18 protein-coding genes and 1 pseudogene are annotated in these 21,653 nt (G+C 64.6%); 5 read left to right on the forward strand and 14 right to left on the reverse strand.

Annotation, left to right across the window (positions count from 1 at the left end):
* Positions 1-13 precede the first annotated feature (13 nt).
* The 4 genes from ACZ1JV_RS20125 to ACZ1JV_RS20140 all read right to left on the reverse strand — a co-directional run bounded on the left by ACZ1JV_RS20125 (position 14) and on the right by ACZ1JV_RS20140 (position 4,535).
* Complete coding sequence (locus ACZ1JV_RS20125; RefSeq protein ID WP_465150229.1) at positions 14-1,504, reverse strand: M48 family metalloprotease; 1,491 nt, start codon at positions 1,502-1,504, stop codon at positions 14-16.
* Between the two features lie 88 nt (positions 1,505-1,592).
* Positions 1,593-2,492, reverse strand: a complete 900-nt coding sequence (locus ACZ1JV_RS20130) for a tyrosine recombinase (protein WP_465150230.1) — start codon at positions 2,490-2,492, stop codon at positions 1,593-1,595.
* Positions 2,493-2,508: 16 nt separating this feature from the next.
* Positions 2,509-4,404 carry a hypothetical protein gene (locus tag ACZ1JV_RS20135; RefSeq protein WP_465150231.1) on the reverse strand — a complete coding sequence of 632 codons (1,896 nt, stop codon included), beginning with the start codon at positions 4,402-4,404 and terminating at the stop codon, positions 2,509-2,511.
* Positions 4,401-4,535: a hypothetical protein gene (locus tag ACZ1JV_RS20140; protein ID WP_465150232.1), complete on the reverse strand. Its 135-nt coding sequence runs from the start codon at positions 4,533-4,535 to the stop codon at positions 4,401-4,403. The genes ACZ1JV_RS20135 and ACZ1JV_RS20140 overlap by 4 nt, the downstream gene beginning before the upstream one ends.
* 106 nt (positions 4,536-4,641) lie before the next feature.
* Here ACZ1JV_RS20140 and ACZ1JV_RS20145 point away from each other — a divergent pair, with 106 nt between their 5' ends.
* From ACZ1JV_RS20145 to ACZ1JV_RS20160, 4 genes are all read left to right on the forward strand, one after another.
* Entirely contained in the window at positions 4,642-5,217 is a 576-nt protein-coding gene (locus ACZ1JV_RS20145; protein WP_465135513.1) for a shikimate kinase, read from the forward strand.
* Entirely contained in the window at positions 5,208-6,323 is a 1,116-nt protein-coding gene (gene aroB, locus ACZ1JV_RS20150; protein ID WP_465150233.1) for a 3-dehydroquinate synthase, read from the forward strand. Before ACZ1JV_RS20145 ends, aroB begins: the two co-directional genes overlap by 10 nt.
* 94 nt (positions 6,324-6,417) lie before the next feature.
* Positions 6,418-6,603 (forward strand): DUF3008 family protein, encoded by a 186-nt coding sequence (locus ACZ1JV_RS20155; protein WP_465135515.1) that lies wholly within the window; start codon positions 6,418-6,420, stop codon positions 6,601-6,603.
* Positions 6,604-6,717: 114 nt separating this feature from the next.
* Positions 6,718-8,115 carry a peptide MFS transporter gene (locus ACZ1JV_RS20160; protein ID WP_465150234.1) on the forward strand — a complete coding sequence of 466 codons (1,398 nt, stop codon included), beginning with the start codon at positions 6,718-6,720 and terminating at the stop codon, positions 8,113-8,115.
* Between the two features lie 149 nt (positions 8,116-8,264).
* Here the strand turns inward: ACZ1JV_RS20160 and ACZ1JV_RS20165 are convergent, their stop codons facing one another.
* From ACZ1JV_RS20165 to gor, 10 genes and pseudogenes are all read right to left on the reverse strand, one after another.
* The gene (locus ACZ1JV_RS20165) at positions 8,265-9,047 is read right to left on the reverse strand and encodes a thioesterase family protein (protein ID WP_465150235.1); all 783 of its coding nucleotides are present in this window, start codon (positions 9,045-9,047) and stop codon (positions 8,265-8,267) included.
* On the reverse strand, positions 9,047-9,418 hold the full coding sequence (locus ACZ1JV_RS20170; RefSeq protein WP_465150236.1) for a tRNA-binding protein: 372 nt from the start codon (positions 9,416-9,418) through the stop codon (positions 9,047-9,049). The genes ACZ1JV_RS20165 and ACZ1JV_RS20170 overlap by 1 nt, the downstream gene beginning before the upstream one ends.
* Positions 9,419-11,442 (reverse strand): annotated as a pseudogene (locus ACZ1JV_RS20175) (ATP-binding protein). It abuts the gene before it with no gap.
* On the reverse strand, positions 11,424-12,260 hold the full coding sequence (locus tag ACZ1JV_RS20180; RefSeq protein WP_465150237.1) for an alpha/beta hydrolase: 837 nt from the start codon (positions 12,258-12,260) through the stop codon (positions 11,424-11,426). The pseudogene ACZ1JV_RS20175 and the gene ACZ1JV_RS20180 overlap by 19 nt, the downstream one beginning before the upstream one ends.
* A 17-nt stretch (positions 12,261-12,277) precedes the next feature.
* Entirely contained in the window at positions 12,278-13,330 is a 1,053-nt protein-coding gene (gene bioB / locus ACZ1JV_RS20185) for a biotin synthase BioB (protein ID WP_132385593.1), read from the reverse strand.
* A gap of 89 nt (positions 13,331-13,419) precedes the next feature.
* Complete coding sequence (gene scpA / locus ACZ1JV_RS20190) at positions 13,420-15,570, reverse strand: methylmalonyl-CoA mutase (protein WP_465150238.1); 2,151 nt, start codon at positions 15,568-15,570, stop codon at positions 13,420-13,422.
* A 50-nt stretch (positions 15,571-15,620) separates the two neighbouring features.
* Positions 15,621-16,058, reverse strand: coding sequence for a methylmalonyl-CoA epimerase (mce, locus tag ACZ1JV_RS20195; RefSeq protein WP_465150239.1), 438 nt, complete (start codon positions 16,056-16,058; stop codon positions 15,621-15,623).
* Positions 16,055-17,236 carry a beta-ketothiolase BktB gene (bktB, locus tag ACZ1JV_RS20200; protein WP_465150240.1) on the reverse strand — a complete coding sequence of 394 codons (1,182 nt, stop codon included), beginning with the start codon at positions 17,234-17,236 and terminating at the stop codon, positions 16,055-16,057. The genes mce and bktB overlap by 4 nt, the downstream gene beginning before the upstream one ends.
* 270 nt (positions 17,237-17,506) lie before the next feature.
* Positions 17,507-19,033 (reverse strand): acyl-CoA carboxylase subunit beta, encoded by a 1,527-nt coding sequence (locus ACZ1JV_RS20205; RefSeq protein ID WP_465150241.1) that lies wholly within the window; start codon positions 19,031-19,033, stop codon positions 17,507-17,509.
* Between the two features lie 334 nt (positions 19,034-19,367).
* Positions 19,368-20,714, reverse strand: coding sequence for a glutathione-disulfide reductase (gor, locus tag ACZ1JV_RS20210; RefSeq protein ID WP_465150242.1), 1,347 nt, complete (start codon positions 20,712-20,714; stop codon positions 19,368-19,370).
* Between the two features lie 272 nt (positions 20,715-20,986).
* Here gor and ACZ1JV_RS20215 point away from each other — a divergent pair, with 272 nt between their 5' ends.
* Complete coding sequence (locus ACZ1JV_RS20215; RefSeq protein WP_465150243.1) at positions 20,987-21,634, forward strand: RBBP9/YdeN family alpha/beta hydrolase; 648 nt, start codon at positions 20,987-20,989, stop codon at positions 21,632-21,634.
* Positions 21,635-21,653: the final 19 nt, after the last annotated feature.

A 21,653-nucleotide genomic window follows, 5' to 3' on the forward strand; every position in this document is an offset into this window, starting at 1 on the left:
ACCGGGGGCCTTTTCAGTATGTGACGATCTTCACCTTCTGCCCCGGCACCAGCCGGTCCGCCGCCTGCAGTCCGTTGAGCACCAGAAAACGGTCCAGTTGCGCATCGGAAAAGGCCATGCGCGCGGCCAGAGACTGCGAAGTGTCGCCCGCCTTGACAGTCACCACCCGCAGCAGGCGCGGCCGCACCTGCCCCGCTTCGGCAGCGGAGATGCGGCGCATGGACTTAAACATCGGGTTGAAGACGCCAACGCCCCCTACTTTCGTCATCGTCAGGAAGTGATAGGCATTGCCGCCACCGAAGTCGTAAGCGAAGACCGCTACTTCCACCTGATTGCCCGAAGTCTGCACCCGCGCCACGCCATAGGCGGCGGGAATACCATTCACGGTTGCGCGCTCGACACTGTCGGGCCGGATTCGCGCCTGCCCCTTGTCGGTCAACCCGGCGAAGACCTCGTCGATATAAGCGTCGAGACCCGTGCCCATCCGGCCACCGCCGAATTGCGCCTTACCCGATTGCCCGCTGATCGAAACCGTCTGCGTGCCGTTGACCATGTAGAAGCCGGCAGGCGCCTGGAACGCCAGCTTCAGGTCGGGATGGATGAAGCGGGTACCGTCGATCACCCCCTGATGCGGATCGTCGCCGTAAGTCAGGCCGTCGATTCGCGAGAGGAACATGTCGCGATTCGTGGTTCCGGTGGCACCATTGCCGGCAAGCGACTGAGCATCGCGCACGCGCGAAGCCGGATCGGGGTGCGTCGATGCCCATGCGGGCACCCGCGCCGAGTTGCCGTTGAGCCGCGCTTCCAGCGCATTCTGCCGCGCCAGACTGTCCAGCACTGTCGCCATCGCCCGTGGATCGTACCCGGCCCGCTTCAGGTAAGTGATGCCCAGCCGGTCCGCCTCCTGCTCTTGTGAGCGCGAATATTGCAGCGTCAGCATCTGCGTGCCTTGCGTGGCCACCTGCTGACCCAACTGCCCCAGCGCGCTGTCACCCAGCAGGACGCCGGACAGGATGGAGCCCAGCACGCCGATAATCTGGTTGCGATTCGCCGCCTGCTGACGCTTTGCGGAGTGCCGCGCGGCCACGTGGCCCACTTCGTGGCCCAGCACTCCTGCCAGTTCCGCTTCGTTGTTCATCAGTTCGGTCAACTGGCGGGTGACGTAGATATAGCCGCCTGGAATCGCGAAAGCGTTGTTTACCGAGGAATTGAGCAGCGTGACCGTGAAGTCGCCTTTCGCGTTGGAAAGGCCGGACTGGACGGCGATGTTCTTGCCCACCTGTTCCACGTAAGCGGCTTGCGGCCCGGTCACCGCGCCGCCGAATTCCGCCAGAAGATCGGGATGGGCCTTGGCCCCTTGCGCCTTGTCAGCCTGGCTGATCGCGGTGACGGCCGGGTAGGCCGCAGCCGCCGTGGCCACCTCCACACTGCCCGGTGCCAGGGCCAGCACAATCGCGCCCGACAGCGCCGCGCCCCGGCCCCGCCCCACCTTTCCTACAGTCATGGCTTCTCCCTTCGCACCTTGGTTGCCGTAGACAACTGGCCGGACAAGCCCCTGTTCCGCAAGAGCGTTCGGGAGAGTGGAAGGAGCCCTATCCCTGCCGTGCCAGCGGATGCCGTGCATTCACCAGGGCCACCAGTCGCGCGCTTTCGACATGCGTGTAGATCTGGGTGGTGGCAATATCGGCATGGCCGAGCAGGGTCTGCAGCACGCGAAGATCCGCCCCGCCTTCCAGCAGGTGCGTGGCGAAAGCATGGCGCAGCACGTGCGGAGAGACGCGTTCCGGATCGAGGCCCGCACGAACCGCAAGATCGCGCAGCAGTTGGAACAGCCGCACCCGCGTGAGATGGCCGCTTTCGCCGCGCGAGGGGAAAAGGTGACGCGATCCCTCCGGCCGAACCGCCAGCCAGCGCGAAAGCACCGCGCGGGCGCGCCCGCTGACCGGAACCATCCGCTGTTGCCCGCCTTTGCCGGTAACGTGAAGGAACGGCGCATCGCGCGGCACTGCCGCGACCGGCAGCGACACCAGTTCGCTGGCGCGCAACCCCGAACCGTATAGCAATTCCAGCAAGGCGAGCATCCGCACCGATTCGGGCTTGTCTGCCGCAGCTTCTTCCTCGGCCTGCGTCAGGAAGCGCTCCACCTCGTCCCGCGACAGCAGGCGCGGCAAGGCGCGGCGCGTACGCGGGCGCGGCAGCGAGGGAGAGGGATCATCTTCCCGCAGCCCTTCGTCGACAAGAAAGCCGTAGAACTGGCGCAGCGCCGAGCAGCGGCGGGCGAGCGTCGCGGGCGCAACCGCGCTCCACGCCTTGCCCAATCCGGCAAGCGCATCGCCTTGCGCCGTGACGAGATCGCCCACCTCATCGGCCGCCGCATCGAGATCGCGGCGATAGGCCGCCAGCGTATTGGCCGCCGCGCCGCGCTCGGCCGCCAGCATCGTCAGGAAACGCTCGGCAGCTGAAGATCCTGATGGCGACCTTGCCCGGCTCATCGCCGCATCGGCTCCATCAGGCCCGCGCTACTGCCTCGGCCGCGATCATCCGTGCTTCCGCGTCCAGCCCGACGGCGCGCAGGGCGGAAACGATGTGGAAGAGATAGCGCGGCGTCATAAGATGCCAATCGCCGCCCTGCATGCCCAGCCCGGCCAGCAGCGCCACACCCGCCTGATCGCCATTGGCAGCGGCATGATCCAGCGCCTCGGTAAAGCGGGTCGAACCATCCAGCCCAAGGCCAAGCTGGCCGGAGAAGCTGCCAGCATCGCTTTGCTCGATGCGCCCCAGCGCCGCCAGACCGGCAACGAGGAAGGCGCTGCGGCGCTTGTCGGTGCTGTCGTCCGCATCGAGGTAAGTGCTAACCGCGCTGGAACCCACCGCCCGGATCCGCCCCGGCGCGGCAAGCACCAGCAGTGCCCAGCCCTGGCTGCCGGATGCCACCACGGGCGACCATGCAAGGGCATTGGCATCGAATCCGGCCGCCAGCATCGAGGTCAGCAGCAGCGGTGCCTGCTCCTCCATGTCCTTGCTGGGGGTGATGCGGGCAGCGGCAGCGGCGGTCAGCACCTGCCGCGCATACGTGGCATCGGCGCCGCTCGCGCTGCTCCACAGGCTCTGCATCGCCGAAAAGCGTGCCGAAGGATCGTCGAGCACATAGGCATTGCGCAGCGTTTCCGCGCGCTGTTGCCAATCGCCGCTCACTTCCGGATCGGAATAGAGCTGGCTGTAGAGATCGACCATCGCCGCGTTGGAGAGGACGCCGGTAGCGCCAGCGTGATCGGCGGCAGCCGCTCGGCGCGTCAGCCCCACCATCGGCGCCAGCGCAGTCATGTCGTCAAACAACGGCCCGGCATCTTCCATGGCGCTGTCCGGCGGCGTCAGGCCAACGGCATTGGCAAGGCCGTAGCGCCACGGCGTCATCGTCGTCACGCCGTCCCACTCGATCGTCACTGCCTTGCGCGATCGTCCGGCGGCTCCGGCATACTTCTGCGCCAGCAGCACGTCGATGCGGTCCATCGATCCGCGCACGCGCATCTTGTCCAGCTTGGCCATGGCCGAAGCGCCGCTGCCGCGGAACGCCTCGCAGATGGACTTTGCCGCATTCCACTGCGCATCGTCGCGCAGCGAACCGACCGAGGAGAAGACCGGGCACAGGCCGGTGAAATCGGCCGTGCGCTGGTAAGTCTCGAACGCCTGATCGCCCAGTTCGGGTGTGTAATTGGCGATATCGATATCCTGCAGCACGGCGCGCGCGGCATCGCTTTCACCCATGCGCAGCAGCAGCGAGACGCGCAGCGCCAGGAAGCGCTGCGGGCTCATGCCGGCGGGCGGCGAAAGGCGCGAGATCAGCGCGCGGCGCAGCAGGACATGGCCCCAGCGCGAGACGAGCTGCCCGCGATTGGCAGCCAGCGCCGCCTCCACCACCGTCCAGTTCATCGTCGAGAGCGAGGAAGCCGCAAAGCCGCCTTCGCTATCGTCGATCAGGCCGACGCGCTCCATCGAACGGCGCGCCTGCGGCGGCATGTCGAGATCGATCTTGTTGCCCAGCAGATCCTCGAAATCCTCGGGCGACATGCGTTCGAGTTCTTCAAGCGTGGGCACGCGCGTCAGCCCGCCCTGCGCCGTCAGGCCAGGAATGCCGCCGCTCGCATCAATGGCGGCCGGCGCAATGCTCGGAAGCTGCTGGATCACCGGCGTGGAGGTGGCACGCGGTGCGGGCGCGGCGCTGCCTCCGCTCGCCGGCGCCGCTGCGGGCGCCTTGGCCGGGGCGGGTGTGGGAGTCGGCGTCGGCTGCTCGAAGCCTTTGGGCAGAAGCGATTCGGGGCCGTCCTGCGCCATGGCCCAAACGGAGGTGAGCGCCAGCGCGGTGCCGGCCATCACGTGCCAGGCGCGAATGCGAGCGTTCATCATGGCGTCTGCGTTACCTTCTGGTCGGGGACCTTCACCGGCTGGACGATATCGCGGACCTGCCGGTGACCACCGTCAACCCAGGCCAGCCCCCCGATTACCACCACGATCGCGATCACCACGGCCACAGTCACGCCCGGGATCGCTCCCGAAAGCTTTCGCCTGCCCTTTGGTACCGTCACTCGCCTTCCTTCACCGATGCTTGCGCTGCGACCTAGCGCAACTATAGGCGGTGGGGCAATGGACGTTCAACAGACCCGCTTTTCCGCGCAAGAAATTGCTGCCCTCGCCCGGCGGATCGATCGCCCCATCGTGCTGGTCGGCATGATGGGCGTCGGCAAGTCCAGCGTCGGCAAACGGCTTGCCACCCTGCTGGACTTCCCCTTCGTCGACGCGGACGAGGAAATCGAACGTTCCGCCCAGATGACCATCCCCGAGATTTTCGAAACCTACGGGGAATCCTATTTCCGCGACGGGGAGCGGCGGGTGATTGCCCGCCTGCTCGGTTCTGGCGCCGAACCCACCGTGCTTGCCACCGGCGGCGGGGCATTCTGCAATGCGGAAACGCGCGCGCTGATCCTGGAACACGCGATTACCGTGTGGCTGGACAGCGAAGTGGAAACACTGGTCGATCGCACGGCGCGCAAGGACAATCGCCCGCTGCTGCAAGGCGGCGACCCGCGCGATATACTGGCCCGCCTGCGCGAGGATCGGCGCCCGCATTACGAACAGGCCCCCATTCACGTGCTAAGCTCCCCCGGCCCGCATGTGCAGACCATCAACAAGGTACTTCAGGGACTATCGCAATGGCTGTGATTTCCGTCGACATCGCCGGACGCCCTTATGAAGTGCGCGTCGGCGCCGGGCTGCTCGCCGAACTCGTGCCGAACTGCCGGGGTCTGCTGCGCAAACGCGGCGTGCCGATCGTCACCGACGCCCATGTCCACGCGGCATGGGGCGAAGTGGTGGAACGATCGCTACGCGACAACGGGCATGAGCCGCACTGGCGCATCCTGCCGGCGGGCGAGGCCACAAAGTCGTGGGACGAACTGGCCGCGACGGTGAACTGGCTGCTGGAACTGGGCGTGGAGCGCGGGGACAGCGTGATCGCGCTGGGCGGCGGCGTGATCGGCGATCTCACCGGTTTCTGCGCCTCCGTGCTGAAGCGCGGCTGCAAGTTCATCCAGGTGCCGACGACCTTGCTGGCGCAAGTCGATTCCAGCGTCGGCGGCAAGACCGCGATCAACACGCCGGCCGGCAAGAACCTGGTCGGCGCGTTCCACCAGCCCTCGCTGGTGCTGGCGGACTTGTCCGCGCTGGAAACCCTGCCCCGCCGCGATCTGCTGGCCGGCTATGCCGAAGTGGTGAAGTACGGCCTGATCGACGATGCCGACTTCTTCGCATGGTGCGACACCAATGCCGCCGCCATGATCGCAGGCGACGCGGCGCTGCGCGAATATGCCGTGGCCCATTCGGTGGCGAGCAAGGCGCGCATCGTTGCCGAGGATGAGTTCGAAACCACCGGCAAGCGCGCCCTGCTGAACCTTGGCCACACTTTCGGCCATGCGCTGGAAGCGGAAACCGGCTTCTCCACTCGCCTGCTCCACGGCGAAGGCGTGGCACTGGGCACGGTACTGGCCGCGCGCTACTCCGCCCGCCGGGGCCTGATGCCGCAGGCGAGCGCCGAACATGTCGCCCGCCATATCGGCGAGATCGGCCTGCCCGCCAGCCTCTCCGCGCTCGGCCTCGAATGCGATGGCCGCGCGATGGTGGAGCACATGCTTCACGACAAGAAGATGGACGCCGGCACCCTGCCCTTCCTGCTGATGAAGGGCATCGGCCAGACCTACCTCGACCGCGAAATCTCGCTGGAGGATGTGGCCGTGTTCCTCGACGAGGAACTGGCCCGCGATCCGGTCTAAAATCTGATCCGAATGGGGCTGCTTCGGCAGCCCTCGGGAACTTTCATGGCATGCTGCGTGTCATCTCTTGCATCACGGCAAGGGAGCATCAGCCATGCCCGCAAAATCGAAAGCCCAGCAGAAAGCCGCAGGTGCGGCCCTCTCCGCCAAGCGCGGGGAGACGAAGAAGAGCGACCTCAAAGGCGCATCCCGCGAAATGGCCGAAAGCATGACCGAGAAGCAGCTGGAGGAACTCGCCTCCACCAAACGCAAGGGCAAGCCCGAGCACGTCTCAGACTGAGACGCCGATGCGACGTCATGACGTCAATAGCGTGACATTTCCCGACCACGCCATTATACGCATGCGCCAAGAACATAAACGTCTTTCAAAAATAACAATATTTCCGGGATCGCCATGACTGTTGCCGAAGCTACCGCCCAGCTCGACTTCCCCGAGGAAGCGGCGCGAGACGATCGCGCCTTCCTGGGCCATCCGCGTGGGCTGGGTTATCTCTCGTTCGTCGAGGGGTGTGAGCGCTTTTCCTACTACTCCATGCAGACGCTGCTCGTGCTCTACATGGTCAAGTATTTGCTGCTGCCCGAGAACGTGGGCAAAGTTCTGGGCCTGTCGTGGCTGCGCGGCTGGCACTATGCCGGGCTGGACGGACAGCCGCTCGCTTCGGCGATCTTCGGCGACTACACCTCGCTCGTCTATCTGACGCCGATCCTGGGCGGAATCATCGCCGACCGCTGGCTGGGCCGCAAGGCAACGCTGATCGCTGGCGCCGTGGTCATGTCCATCGGCCACTTCCTGATGGCGTTCGAGGGGATGTTCCTCTTCGCGCTGATCTCTCTGGTGGTGGGCGTCGGCCTGTTCAAGGGCAATATCGCCAGCCAGGTGGGCGAACTTTACGGCCCCAACGACTTGCGCCGCGCGATGGCGTTCCAGATCTTCTACATCGCCATCAACGTCTCGGTGATCGCCGCGCCGCTGATTTCGGGCACATTGGGCCAGGAAGTCGGCTGGCATTACGGCTTCGGCGCGGCCGGCGTGGTGATGGTGTTCGGCCTGCTGCTCTACCTGAAGGCGCAGCCGTGGCTGCCGGCCGACAATCGCGCACCGAAGGGCGCCGACAAGACGCAGCGCACACGCCTCACCAAATCGGACTGGCCACGCCTTGGCGCGCTGGCCGTGCTGGTGCCGGTGCTGGCCATCGCGATGCTGACCAATCAGGAAATCTTCAACGCCTACCTTGTCTGGGCGGATGCCAAGTTCCAGCTTACCTTCTTCGGCATCACCCTGCCGTCCAGCTGGATGATCACCGTCGACGCCACGCTCAGCTTCTCGATGCTGGTGGCCGTGGCCGCGTTCTGGAAGTTCTATGCTGACCGTACCGGCCGTGAGCCCGACGAACTGGGCAAGATGATCATCGGATCGCTGTTCTCGATGACCGGCGGCATGTGCCTGGTGATTGCGGCGGCGACGGCCGGAGGCGGAAAGATCGGCCTGTTCTGGCCGGTGATGTTCCACTTGTTCAATTCGATCGGCTTTGCCCACATCATGCCGGTGAGCCTCGCGCTCTTCACCAAGATCGCGCCGCGTTCGCTGAATGCGACGGTGGTGGGCATCTACTATCTGGCGTTCTTCGGCGCCAACAAGGCAGTGGGCATCGTCGGCGGCTGGTATTCCTCGATGGATACCGTGTCGTTCTGGCTGATGCACGTCGGCGCCGCGACCTTCGGCCTGATCGCCTTTGCCGCGTTCAAGATCCTGCTGGGCAAGACACTGGCGGGTGAGCCGAAGGCGGCTTGACCGGACAGACAAACAATAACCTCGTCATCCCCGCGAAGGCGGGGATCCCGCTTTCTTCCTCCGACCTCGCGAGAAAGAACAAGCGGGGCCCCCGCCTTCGCGGGGGCGACGAGGGTTTTTGATATTGCAGGGTTGGCGGGACAGCCCCCTCAGCCGAACACCGCGACCGACTGCATTCCGGCAATCACCGGCTTGCCCGCAGCATTCCACTGCAGGATATGCTCGCTGGCCCCGCCATCGCGCGCGAATTCGCTGGTGGAGCGCAGCAACCACCAACCGTCCTCGGTCGTCGGCGCGGGCTCCAGCATGTTGACGTGCCAGTGCATCGAACTGATCGGCACGCGGAAATTGAGCAGCGGCAGCACCGCCGTCGGCAAGGCATCGCCGATCAGCACCGCCTCCAACGCCGGATCGAGCCCGTCACGCTCCTTGAGGCGCACCCACCAGCACAGGTCCGCTTCACCCAACGCCGACTTCGGCAGGGCAAAGCGCGCATCGAAATTCCGTTTCAGGAATTCGGGAGCGACCTCCATCGGCACCGGCTTGGCATCGGCAACGGGATTCACGCCTTCCGGCATCGGATAGCCGGCGATATCCGCCGCGCTTTCGATCTGGCGCATGAACACGAAGCTGGCGCTGAAACCGACGCCCTTCTCGTTCGACAGTTCCGCCGCAACCCAGGTGGCATTGCGCCCCTTGCGCACGATCCGCGCCCGCGCTTCGACACGACCCGCCAGCGGGGCGATCATCGCGAACTGGCCCGAACGCAGCGGCGGCAATTCGGGATCGACGCGCTGCGCCGCTGCCAGCGCCAGAGCCGAAGTCAGCCCGCCGTAAGCGGTGCGGCCCTGAAGCCAGTCCTCGGTAATGTCGAAGGCGAAACCGCCATCGATCTCTTCCGCTGCGGCCAAAAGCGCGGCAAAACCCGTCATCAGAACAACCTTGAACCGTTGGGAACGCGGCTGTCCGGCGCGAAGAGGACCACCCGGCCCTCCTCGTCCGCGAAGCCGAGCGTCAATGCCTCGGACAGCGCCTTGCCGATCTGCCGCGTGGGAAAGTTCACGACCGCCGCCACTTGCCGGCCGATCAGTTCCTCCGGCGAATAGAGCGCGGCGACTTGCCCTACGCTCTTTCGCTCGCCGATGCCGGGGCCGAAATCGATCCGCAACTTCAGGCTTGGCTTGCGCGCTCCCTCGTAGACTTCCGCGGCGACAATGGTGCCGACGCGGATGTCCACTTTCAGGAAATCGTCGAAGGAAATCTGCTCGGCCGCAGGTGCGGCGGGGTCGTGGTCTAGATGCATTTATTCCATTTCGAGGATCACGGCGTCCACCGCAAGGCTTTCGCCCGCCTTGGCATTGACCGCCTTCACCACGCCCGACTTCTCGGCGCGCAGGATGTTCTCCATCTTCATGGCCTCAACCACGGCAAGCGGCTGACCAGCCTCCACCTTGTCGCCCTCACCCACATGGAGCGCGACGAGCAGGCCCGGCATCGGGCAGATCAGGTACTTCGAAAGATCCGGCGGGATCTTTTCGATCATGTGCTTGTTCAGCGAGGCGATGTGGCTGGGCAGGATCAGCACATCGTGGATCGCGCCGCGCGTGGTCATCTTCAGGCCCGTGCGCGTGGGCGCAACGCGGATGCCGATGGCTTCGCCGTCGATCTCCGCTTCGATCAGGCTGTCGCCCGGCGTGTATTCCATCGCCAGTTCGACCGAGACGCCGTTCACGGTGACGTCCTCATCGTCGATGACGACCTCATACGGCGCCTTGTCGATGGTGACGGTCCATTCGGAAGGCGGAGCCAGACGGCGCGGCGCCAGTTGCCCGTCGACGCGGCGCGCACGGTCGGCCCGCGCGGTGGCGACGAAGGCAGCGACGGCGGCCAGCTTGCCCTTCAGTTCTTCGGACGCAGGCGCGCCGGTGAAGCCTTCGGGATATTCCTCGGCAATGAAGCCCGTGGTCAGCTCGCCCGAGCGGAAGCGCGGGTGCTGCATGATGGCCGAGACGAAATCGATGTTGTGGCCAAGGCCCTCGATCTCGAACAGGTCAAGCGCGGCGACCTGCTTGTCTGCCGCCTCGTCGCGGGTTTCGCCCCAGGTGATCAGCTTGGCGATCATCGGGTCATAGAACATCGAGACTTCGCCGCCTTCGTAGACGCCGTCATCGACGCGAATGCCGTCCACACCGCGGCGGCCATTCTCCGAACCGTCATCGGTCCAGCCATCCACCGGCGGCTGATAGCGCACGAGGCGGCCGGTCGAGGGCAGGAAGCCACGATAGGGGTCTTCGGCATAGACGCGGTTTTCGATGGCCCAGCCGTCGATCTTCACATCGGCCTGCGTCATCTCCAGCTTTTCGCCGGCGGCGACGCGGATCATCTGCTCGACCAGATCGACGCCGGTGATCGCTTCGGTAACCGGGTGCTCCACCTGAAGACGGGTGTTCATTTCGAGGAAGTAGAAGCTCTCGCCCGTCGGGTCCGCGCCCGAGACGATCAGTTCCACGGTGCCCGCCGAGTAGTAACCCACCGCGCGCGACAGGGCGACGCACTGCTCACCCATGGCCTTGCGCATCTTTTCGGTGACGAAGGGCGACGGCGCTTCCTCCACCACCTTCTGGTGACGACGCTGGATCGAGCATTCGCGCTCGTTCAGGTAGAGGATGTTGCCGTGCTTATCGCCCAGGATCTGGATCTCGATGTGGCGCGGGTTGAGGATGAACTTCTCGATGAAGACGCGGTCGTCGCCGAAGGAGTTCAGGCCTTCGCGCTTCACGCTCTCGAAGCCCTCACGCACGTCCTGCTCGCTATAGGCAAGGCGCATGCCCTTGCCGCCGCCGCCAGCCGAGGCCTTCATCATCACCGGATAGCCGATCTCGTTCGAGATGCGCACGGCGTGCTCGGTATCCTCGATCTCGCCGACGAAGCCGGGCACGACGTTGACGCCGGCCTGCTTGGCAAGCTTCTTGGACTCGATCTTGTCACCCATCGCAGCGATCGCGCCGACGGGAGGGCCGATGAACTCGATCCCCTCTGCGGCCAGCGCCTCTGCGAAGGAGGTACGTTCGGACAGGAAGCCGTAGCCCGGATGGACGGCTTCGGCGCCGGTCTGCTTGCAGGCCTGGATGATCTTGTCGGCAATCAGGTACGACTGCGCGCGGGCGCGGGGCCGATGTGGACGGCCTCATCGGCCATCTGCACGAACGGCGCGCGGGCATCGGCGTCCGAATAGACGGCCACCGTCTGGATACCCATGCGGCGCGCAGTCTTGATGACGCGGCAGGCGATCTCGCCACGGTTTGCGATCAGGATCTTTTTGAACATGTCACCTCGAAGCCCCATTCGGGGTCATGCTTGTTGTCGGTCGGAAACAGGAATTGCAGCGCCTGCGGCGAAAGGACGTGATAAGCAGTCGCGTGGGTCAGGTCGGTGCGCGGGGACAGGCAGACGAGCGAGCCCCCCACACCGGCAACGCGCTCTGCCGCCTCGGCGGTCTCAGGCCCCTCATTGGAATAGGTGAGGAACAGGGAACCACGCGGCTGCTTGGCAGCAAGAAGCCCCGCCGCCGATTTCGAAAGCGCGCCGTCGTCCCACCACAGGCTCGCATCGATGGCGGCATAGCGGTGGAACAGGCCGGGTTCACGCAACCACGTTTCAACGATGAACAGCCCGGCGAGCGACTCGCCGATCACACCGTCATCGCCATTGGTGCGATAGTCCGCTTCGATCAGGGGCTTGACCCGATCGCGCAGGAAAGCGCGGAACTGAGCCGAATGCCCGGCGGTGGGATACTGTTTTTGTTGCGCGGCGTTACCCGGTGTGCCGATCAGTTCGGCGCGCCGGTCCTTGCTCTCGATCCCCACGACGATGACCGGCAGCGAGCGGCCCCACACGGCGTTGAGCGCGGTGGATCCGGCGACATGCAGGAAATCCTGAGAGAGCCCCCCGTCGATCAGATAGAGGACGGGGTAACGCGCGTTTCCTTTCGCATAGCCTTCGGGAAGGTAGACGTTGATCTGTCTCTGATCGCCATCTGCAAAGGTGACAAGATGCGTCTCGCCGATCGTGATCGGAGACGCAGCGGGCGTTGCGGCAGCCGCAACGCCCGGCGTAAAAGCAAGGCAGGACAGCGCCAGCAGCATTGATCCTGCCCGGTGTATCACTCGGCAGCTTCCAGCTTCGCGCAGCCCTTGGGCATGCGCTGGGCTTCGACTTGCGCCGGGGTCAACTCGATGGCCATCGGCTTGATGCCAAGGCGGGCGAACATCGCCGCGTCATTGTCGTCGCCGGAGTTCGGCGCGGTCAGCAGCTTGTCGCCAGTGAAGATCGAATTCGCGCCGGCCATGAAGCACATCGCCTGCGTCATTTCGGACATCGATTCGCGGCCGGCCGAGAGGCGCACCATCGACAGCGGCATGGTGATGCGCGCGACCGCCACGGTGCGCACGAATTCCACGTCGTCGATCTTGGCGAGCGGGGTATCGGCCAGCATGTCGCCCAGCACGGTGCCCTTCACGGGAACCAGCGCGTTGACCGGCACCGACTGCGGGTGATCGGGCAGCGTCGCCAGCGTGTGGACGAAGCCCACGCGGTCGGCGCGCGTCTCGCCCATGCCGACGATGCCGCCGGAGCAGACGTTGATGCCCGCCATGCGCACGTTCGACAGCGTATCGAGGCGGTCGTCCATCGTGCGCGTGGTGATCACCTGATCGTAACGCTCGGGCGAGGTGTCGATGTTGTGGTTGTAGTAGTCGAGGCCCGCTTCGGAGAGCATGTCCGCCTGATCGGGCGTCAGCATGCCCAGCGTCATGCAGGTTTCCATGCCCATGGCGCGCACGCCCTTCACCATCTCGATGATGGCGGGCATGTCGCGGTCCTTGGGGTTGCGCCAGGCGGCGCCCATGCAGAAGCGCGTGGAGCCCTGATCCGCCGCCTGCGCCGCGCGCTGCAGCACCTGCTGCACTTCCATCAGCTTCGTCGCCTTGACGCCGCTGTTGGCCGAAACCGACTGCGAGCAATAGCCGCAGTCTTCCACGCAGCCGCCGGTCTTGATCGAAAGCAGCGTGGAAAGCTGCACTTCGTTGTGCGGATGGCTGGCGCGATGGACTTCGGCTGCGCGGAACACCAGTTCGGTGAACGGCAGGTCGAACAGCGCCGCGATTTCCTCACGGGTCCAGTCGTTTCGTGCAGTGACGGCGGGGGTTTCGGTCATAGTCATTCCTCAGGCGGTGCGCGCGGGATGACGCGCGGCCAAACCCCGGTCATAGGGGCAAGCGCGGCGTCGATCCAGCATCACCGTCCTTATTCCGCCGCTTCCAGCGTGGATCCAAGCGGCGGCATGTTGTGGCCAAGCAGACGCAGCACGTCGGCGGCGCATTCGACCACGTTGGAGCCGGGGCCGTAGATGCCCTGAACGCCCGCATTGCGCAGGTATTCATAGTCCTGCGGCGGGATGACGCCGCCGGCGATCACCTTGATGTCGCTGCGGCCGGCTTCGCGCAGTTTCTGGATCAGTTCGGGGATCAGCGTCTTGTGCCCGGCCGCAAGGCTGGACGCACCGACCACGTCGACCGCACTATCCAGCGCCAGCACCACGGTTTCTTCCGGAGTCTGGAACAGCGGGCCGGAAACGACGTCGAAGCCCATGTCCCCGAAGGCGGAGGCGATCACGTTCGCGCCGCGATCGTGGCCATCCTGGCCCATCTTTGCGACCAGCACCTTGGGCTTGCGGCCGAGACGGCGTTCCACCGCCTGCACGCCGTCCAGCACCTGCTGCCAGCGGCTGTCGCCCTCATAAGGCGCTGCATAGACGCCCTTCACCGGGGTCGGCTGGGTGCCATAGCGCTGGAAGCTGTCTTCCATGGCCGAGCTGATCTCGCCCAGCGTGGCGCGCGCGCGAGCGCACTCCACGGCGAGCGCGAGCAGGTTGTTCTCGATGCTGGCGGGCGCGGCGGCACCGTCGCGCAGGGCCTTGAGCGCGGCCTGGCAAGCAGCCTCGTCACGGTCCGCCTTCATCTTGTTGATGCGGGCGATCTGGCCTTCGCGGACCTTGGCGTTGTCCACTTCCAGCGTTTCCAGCAGATCTTCGCTGGCAAGGCGGTACTTGTTGACGCCGACGATCACGTCGTCGCCCCGGTCCACGCGGGCCTGACGGGCCGCGGCGGCGGTCTCGATCATCGCCTTGGGCCAGCCGGCGGCGACCGCCTTGGCCATGCCGCCTTCAGCCTGCACGCGCTCGATGATCTCCCACGCCTGGTCAACCAGCTGCTGCGTCAGCGCCTCAATGTAATAGGACCCACCCAGCGGATCGACGACATTGCACATGCCGGTCTCTTCCTGGATGATGATCTGCGTGTTGCGGGCGATGCGGGCCGAGAAGTCGGTCGGCAGCGCAATCGCCTCGTCCAGCGCGTTGGTGTGCAGCGACTGGGTGCCGCCGAGCATCGAGGCCATCGCCTCGATCGTGGTGCGGATGACGTTGTTGTAGGGGTCCTGCTCCTGCAAGCTCACGCCCGAAGTCTGGCAGTGGGTGCGCAGCATCTTCGAACGCTCGTCCTTGGCGCCAAGGTTTGTCATCACGCGGTGCCACAGCACGCGTGCGGCGCGCAGCTTGGCCACTTCCATGAAGAAGTTCATGCCGATGGCGAAGAAGAACGACAGGCGGCCTGCAAACTTGTCGATATCGAGGCCCGATGCCACGCCGTACTTCACGTATTCCGCGCCGTCGGCGATGGTGAAGGCCAGTTCCTGCACCTGCGTGGCGCCGGCTTCCTGCATGTGATAGCCGGAAATCGAAATCGAGTTGAACTTCGGCATCTCCCGGCTGGTGTAGCCGAAGATGTCCGAGATGATCCGCATCGAAGGCTCTGGCGGATAGATGTAGGTGTTGCGGACCATGAACTCCTTGAGGATGTCGTTCTGGATGGTCCCGTCGAGCAGCTTGCGGTCTACGCCCTGCTCTTCACCGGCCACGATGAAGAAGGCCAGGATCGGGATCACCGCTCCGTTCATCGTCATGGAGACCGACATCTTATCGAGCGGAATGCCGTCGAACAGGATCTTCATGTCCTCGACGGAATCGATGGCGACGCCGGCCTTGCCCACGTCACCCACAACGCGCGGATGGTCGCTGTCGTAACCGCGATGGGTGGCAAGGTCGAAGGCGACCGAAAGGCCCTTCTGACCCGCCGCGAGGTTGCGGCGATAGAAAGCGTTCGATTCCTCGGCGGTGGAGAAGCCCGCGTACTGGCGGATGGTCCAGGGACGGCCGGCATACATCGAAGCGCGCACGCCGCGCGTGAACGGCGCGAAGCCGGGAAGGCCGGGATCGACGGTCACATCCTCGGCAGTGTAGAGCGGCTTCACCGCAATACCCTCGGGCGTGTTCCAGGTCAGGTCCTTGCCCTTGACCTCCTTGTCGGCGGCTGCCTTCCAGTCGTTGATGTCTGCCATATTCCGCATCCCTTCCGGCCCGCTCTCACTGCCGCGGACCGTAATTTTTCTCAGTGAGCGCCCTTGGGCGTTTCCATGATCTCGGTGAGCTGACCGCCCATGTCCTTGGGGTGGACGAAGAAGATCAGCGTCCCGTGCGCGCCCATGCGCGGCTCACCCAGCACGCGCTTGCCAAGGCCTTCGAACCATGCCTTGGCCGCGTGAATGTCCGGCACTTCGTAGCAGATGTGGTGCTGGCCCCCGAGCGGGTTCTTTTCCAGCCATTTCCCCACGGCCGAATCCGCCGCAGTTGGCTGGAGCAGTTCGATCTGCGTACCGGCCGTGCCGTCCTCGCCAGGCGTATTGACGAAGCAGACGCGCACTTGCTGGCTTTCCAGCACGAACGGCTCGGTAATGTCAGTCGCACCCATCACATCGCGATAGAACGCAATCGAGGCGTCGAGATCGGGGGTGGCGACGCCGATGTGGTTGAGGCGACCGAGCTTCACGCCACGTTCTCCAGCACAAGGGCGATGCCCTGCCCGCCGCCGATGCACATGGTGACAAGGCCGTACTTCCCGCCGGTGCGCTTCAACTCGTACATGCACTTGATGGCGAGCATCGTGCCGGTGGCGCCGACCGGGTGGCCGATTGAAACGCCCGAACCGTTGGGGTTCACCTTCTCCGGATCGAAGCCCAGCACCTTGGAAACGGCGGCAGCCTGCGCGGCGAAAGCTTCGTTGCTCTCGATCACGTCGATCTGGTCAAGCGAGAGTCCGGCGCGCTTCAACGCCACCGGCACCGCCTTGATCGGGCCTTCCCCCATGTAGGCAGGCTCGACACCGGCATGGCCCCAGGCGACGATCTTCGCCATGGGCTTGAGGCCCCGCTTCTCGACTTCCGAAGCGGTTGCCAGCACCACGGCAGCAGCGCCGTCGTTGATGCCCGAGGCATTGCCGGCAGTGACCGCCCCGTCCTTCTTGAAGGCGGGCTTCATGCTGCCCAGCGTCTCGACAGTGGTGTCGGCGCGGACATGTTCATCGGTATCGAAGACGGTGACGCCCTTGCGGGTCTTCACTTCGATGGGAAGGATCTGGTCCTTGAAGCGACCTTCCGCAATCGCGCGAGAGGCGCGCTGATGGCTGGTCGCGGCAAGCGTGTCCATGTCCTCACGGGTGACGCAGTGGCGCTCGGCCACGTTCTCTGCCGTAATGCCCATGTGGTAGCCGCCGATGGCGTCCGACAGGCCGACCGTCAGCGCGTCTTCCTGCGTGTTGGCGCCCATCTTCTTGCCCCAGCGCACGCCGTGGTCGTGATAGGGCACGTTCGACATCGATTCCGCGCCGCCCGCAACGGTGATCCCCGCCTCGCCCAGCTTCATCATCTGCGCGGCCGAAACGATGGCCTGCACGCCCGATCCGCAGAGGCGGTTGAGCGTCAGCGAAGGCACTTCGAACGGCACGCCGGCATTGATGCCGATCACGCGGCTGAGCATTTCGTCCTTGGCGCTGGTCGGCATGACCTGACCAATGACGATATGGCCGACGTCCTCGGGCGAAACGCCTGCACGGGCCAGAGCCTCGGTCACGACCTTGCCGCCGAGATCGGACGGCATGAACGACTTCAGCGAGCCGCCGAAATCGCCGACTGCCGTGCGCACGCCGCTGACGATGTAGATGTCTTCCATGATTACAGCCTACCTCTACCCCTGACCGACGTTAATGCGGCCTAATTACAAAAGTGAAGACCCCTTGCCCGGCTAGAAGAACGGCCCAGAGAGACAAAAATCGAAACGCGAATACGTAGAATTTGAATCTCTTGGGCTGTTCCTCTTGCGAGATCACCGCACCCCGCATTGCAAACCGTCCGGATTTCGCGGCCAAGCCAGCCCGGCGCCACATATCGACCGCCATCAAAACGAACCCGACCGCTACGATCAAAGGGATCAACATCGCACTCACAGCGGAATGTTGTCGTGCTTCTTCCAGGGGTTTTCGAGGCTCTTGGTCCGCAGCTTGCGCAGCCCCAGCGCGATGCGCTTACGGGTCGAGTGCGGGTAGATAACCTCATCGATATAACCCCGGCTCGCCGCCACGAAGGGGTTGGCGAAGCGGTCTTCGTACTCCTTGGTCTTCTCGGCAATGCCTTCGGGCGAGAGGCCGCGGAAGATGATCTCCACCGCGCCCTTGGCGCCCATCACCGCGATTTCGGCGGTCGGCCAGGCATAGTTGAGATCGCCGCGCAGGTGCTTGGACGCCATAACGTCGTAGGCGCCGCCATAGGCCTTGCGGGTGATCACGGTGATCTTCGGCACGGTCGCCTCGGCATAGGCGAACAGCAGCTTGGCGCCGTGCTTGATGATGCCATTGTGTTCCTGATCGGTGCCCGGCAGGAAGCCCGGAACGTCCACGAAAGTGATGATCGGGATGTTGAAGGCATCGCAGAAGCGCACGAAACGCGCGGCCTTCTTGGACGAGTTGATGTCCAGCACACCCGCCAGCACCATCGGCTGGTTGGCGACGACGCCCACGGTCTTGCCCTCGATACGGCCGAAACCGACGATGATATTGCCGGCATGCAGCGGCTGAACCTCGAAGAAATCACCCTCGTCGAGCGTTTTCTTGATCACCTCATGCATGTCGTAAGGCTGGTTGGCCGAAGGCGGAATCACGGTGTCGAGGCTTTCCTCGGCACGGTCCCACGGATCGGCGCAGGGACGCTCGGGCACTTCCTCGCGGTTGTTGAGCGGCAGGAAGTCGAAGAAATCGCGCGCCGCCAGCAGCGCCTCGATATCGTTCTCCAGCGCGAGATCCGACACCGAGGTCTTGCTGGAGTGCGTGACGGCACCGCCCAGCTCTTCCTGCGTGACGACTTCGTTGGTGACGGTCTTCACCACGTCCGGCCCGGTGACGAACATGTAGGAGCTGTCCTTCACCATGAAGATGAAGTCCGTCATGGCCGGCGAGTAGACCGCGCCGCCCGCGCAGGGGCCCATGATCAGAGACAACTGCGGCACCACGCCCGATGCGAGCACGTTGCGCTGGAACACTTCGGCATAACCGCCGAGCGAGGCCACGCCTTCCTGAATGCGCGCGCCGCCGGAATCGTTGAGACCGATCACCGGCGCGCCGACCTTCATCGCGTTGTCCATCAGCTTGCAGATCTTCTGCGCGTGACGGTGCGACAGAGAGCCGCCGAACACGGTGAAATCCTGGCTGAACACATAGACAAGGCGGCCATTGATGGTGCCAGAACCCGTGACGACGCCGTCGCCGGGGATGCGCTGGCTTTCCATGCCGAAGTCGGTGCAGTCATGCTCGACGTAGAGGTCGAATTCCTCGAAGCTGCCTTCGTCCAGCAGAATGTCGAGACGCTCCCGCGCGGTCAGCTTGCCCTTGGCGTGCTGCGCGGCAATGCGCTTCTCACCACCACCCAGCTTTGCTGCGGCGCGGCGCTTCTCCATTTCAGCGATATTGGCTGACATCCGTTATCCCTTGCAATGACCCCGGCCTTCGACTGGCCGCTCGGCGCGAATTTGCTGTGACTGCTAAGGCAGGTCGAACGCCTCAGGTCAATAGTTTTAATCGCTCGGTTAAATGGTCGGAGTAATGTTCTGACGGTAAATTCGCCCCGGTGATGGATGAGCAACGCCCTGCCGATGGAATGGCGCAATTTCGCGATATCGACCGCCCAGGACAGGTCGAAAACGAAAAGCCCGGCAGGCCGCCTGACACTAGCGACCCCCGGGCTTTCTTCACTCCCGCGCCGAGGCGGTTGCGACATTTGCATTCGGAACGGGACAGAGACCCCGTCTGCGCTCATTTCATCAGCACAAGCTCTTCCGACATCGTCGGGTGGACGGCGACGGTGGCGTCGAAATCGGCCTTGGTCAGCCCGGCCTTCACCGCGATGGCGGCGGCCTGGATGATCTCCGGCGAATCCGGGCCGATCATGTGCAGGCCCAGCAGGCGGCCGGTGTGCGCCTCGCAGATCATCTTGTAGAGCGAGCGTTCGTTGCGATGGGCGACGACGTTCTTCATCGGGCGGAAGTCGCTGGTGTAGACGGCAATGTCGCCATACTTCTGCCGCGCCTGCGCCTCGGTAAGCCCCACCGCGCCGATCGGCGGGTGGCTGAACACGGCCGAAGGGATGCACGAATAGTCCACCGTCGTCGGCTTGCCGCCGAACACGGTATCGGCAAAGGCATGGCCCTCGCGGATCGCCACCGGGGTAAGCTGCACGCGGTTGGTCACGTCGCCGACTGCGTAGATGTGATCGACGCTCGTCTTCAAATATTCGTCGACCTTGATCGCGTTGTGGTCGTCCAGTTCCACGCCGACGTCCTTCAGCCCCAGCCCTTCGACATTGGGCACGCGGCCGGTGGCGAACATCACGCAATCTACCACCAGCGGCTCGTGGTTGGTCATGGTGACGGTCAGCGAGCCGTCGTCGTTCTTCTCGATGCCGCGGAAGTCCGCGTTGAAGCGGAAGTCGATGCCCTTGGCGAGCGAGATCTGCAGCAAACGGTCGCGAAGCTGCTCGTCATAGCCGCGCAGAAGCTGGTCGGACCGGTTGATCAGCGTCACCTTGGCGCCGAATTCGTTGAAGATGCCGGCGAATTCGTTGGCGATATAGCCGGCGCCGGCGATCAGGATGCGGCGTGGAATGGCGTCGAGGTGGAATGCCTCGTTGGACGTGATGCCCAGTTCGTGGCCAGGGCAGCTGGGCACGTGCGGACGCGCGCCGGTGGCGATCAGGATCACCTTGGCGGTCTTCTTCTCGCCGCTGGACAGGGTGATCTCATGCGGCCCGGTGATCACGGCGCGCTCGTGGAAGATCTCCACCTTGTTGTTCGAAAGCGTCTGCGTGTAGAGCCCGTTCAGCCGGTCCACATCGCCCAGCACGTTGTCGCGCAGCTTCAGCCAGTCGAACTTCGCTTCCGGAATATCCCAGCCGAAGTGCTTGGCGTCTTCCAGATCCTCGGCAAAGTGGGCGCCGTAGACCAGCATCTTCTTGGGCACGCAGCCGCGGATCACGCATGTGCCGCCGACCCGGAACTCCTCCGCCACCGCCACGCGCGCACCGTGCGATGCGGCAATGCGGCTGGCGCGCACGCCGCCCGATCCGGCGCCGATGGTGAAGAGATCATAGTCGAATTCGGACATGCGGCTTGCTCCTGTGCACCCGTCGCCTGAAAGGATGATGGGGGCGTTATCTTTTGCGGGGCGCATATGGGGCATGGGCACGCGGATTGCCAACGGGTCATTTGCGACTGACCTGCTTCCCCCTCGAAACCACTTCAAATCGGATCGTCGAAATCCGCTCTCTGCTGGGCGCAGAGTCATTGTCAACTTTTTTGGTTGAGTTATAGAAAGCCATGTCGCCCGCCGCTTCCCCCGATCCCCTTGCCGGCGGGCGCCCCTTTGGGAGAAGATTGATGGCACAGACGCAAACCCCTGCAGCGCCTGCCGAAAAGCCTCTCATCCTGCTCATCCCCGGCCTTGACGGGAGCGGCGCCGGCCACTGGCAACGCCGCTGGGCGGACGAGATGGAGGATGCCCAGATGGTCGACCTTGGCCTATGGGAAAAGCCGCATCGCAACACCTGGATCAACCGCCTGAACCTGTCCGTACAGCGCGCTGGGCGGCCGGTGGTGCTGGTGGCGCACAGCCTGGGCTGCCTGCTGACGGCATGGTGGGCGAAGTTCGAACAGCCCGGCTGGTCCAGCCCGGTGATCGGCGCCCTGCTGGTCGCCCCGCCGGAAGTGGACTTCTTCCCGCGCGACGACCGGTTGAACGGCTTCGCGCCGACGCCGGCTGACGCCCTGCCCTTCCCCTCCATTCTGGTCGCCAGCCGCAACGATCCGTGGATCGGCTTTCCCACCGCCAAGCTGCTGGCCCGGCAATGGGGCAGCCAGTTCGAGGATGCGGGCGATGCCGGCCACATCAATGCCGATTCGAAGATCGGCAGTTGGGAAGACGGTAAGCGGCTGTTGCATCGCCTGATGAACACACGGCCTTCGGATAGCGCGCCGCACGTCCCCACGCATGGAGACTGGTCGGAAGGGCTCGAATACCGCTCCTGATTTTGCTTCATACCGCCGG

This window comes from Novosphingobium sp. BL-S-19 (assembly GCF_055521675.1).

Excerpts from the sequence above, each read along its gene's own strand:
- ACZ1JV_RS20125 (WP_465150229.1), bottom strand. The coding sequence starts at position 1,504 with ATGACTGTAGGAAAGGTGGGGCGGGGCCGGGGCGCGGCGCTGTCGGGC.
- ACZ1JV_RS20130 (WP_465150230.1), bottom strand. The coding sequence starts at position 2,492 with ATGAGCCGGGCAAGGTCGCCATCAGGATCTTCAGCTGCCGAGCGTTTC.
- ACZ1JV_RS20135 (WP_465150231.1), bottom strand. The coding sequence starts at position 4,404 with ATGATGAACGCTCGCATTCGCGCCTGGCACGTGATGGCCGGCACCGCG.
- ACZ1JV_RS20145 (WP_465135513.1), top strand. The coding sequence starts at position 4,642 with ATGGACGTTCAACAGACCCGCTTTTCCGCGCAAGAAATTGCTGCCCTC.
- aroB (WP_465150233.1), top strand. The coding sequence starts at position 5,208 with ATGGCTGTGATTTCCGTCGACATCGCCGGACGCCCTTATGAAGTGCGC.
- ACZ1JV_RS20155 (WP_465135515.1), top strand. The coding sequence starts at position 6,418 with ATGCCCGCAAAATCGAAAGCCCAGCAGAAAGCCGCAGGTGCGGCCCTC.
- ACZ1JV_RS20160 (WP_465150234.1), top strand. The coding sequence starts at position 6,718 with ATGACTGTTGCCGAAGCTACCGCCCAGCTCGACTTCCCCGAGGAAGCG.
- ACZ1JV_RS20165 (WP_465150235.1), bottom strand. The coding sequence starts at position 9,047 with ATGACGGGTTTTGCCGCGCTTTTGGCCGCAGCGGAAGAGATCGATGGC.
- ACZ1JV_RS20170 (WP_465150236.1), bottom strand. The coding sequence starts at position 9,418 with ATGCATCTAGACCACGACCCCGCCGCACCTGCGGCCGAGCAGATTTCC.
- ACZ1JV_RS20180 (WP_465150237.1), bottom strand. The coding sequence starts at position 12,260 with ATGCTGCTGGCGCTGTCCTGCCTTGCTTTTACGCCGGGCGTTGCGGCT.
- bioB (WP_132385593.1), bottom strand. The coding sequence starts at position 13,330 with ATGACCGAAACCCCCGCCGTCACTGCACGAAACGACTGGACCCGTGAG.
- scpA (WP_465150238.1), bottom strand. The coding sequence starts at position 15,570 with ATGGCAGACATCAACGACTGGAAGGCAGCCGCCGACAAGGAGGTCAAG.
- bktB (WP_465150240.1), bottom strand. The coding sequence starts at position 17,236 with ATGGAAGACATCTACATCGTCAGCGGCGTGCGCACGGCAGTCGGCGAT.
- ACZ1JV_RS20205 (WP_465150241.1), bottom strand. The coding sequence starts at position 19,033 with ATGTCAGCCAATATCGCTGAAATGGAGAAGCGCCGCGCCGCAGCAAAG.
- gor (WP_465150242.1), bottom strand. The coding sequence starts at position 20,714 with ATGTCCGAATTCGACTATGATCTCTTCACCATCGGCGCCGGATCGGGC.
- ACZ1JV_RS20215 (WP_465150243.1), top strand. The coding sequence starts at position 20,987 with ATGGCACAGACGCAAACCCCTGCAGCGCCTGCCGAAAAGCCTCTCATC.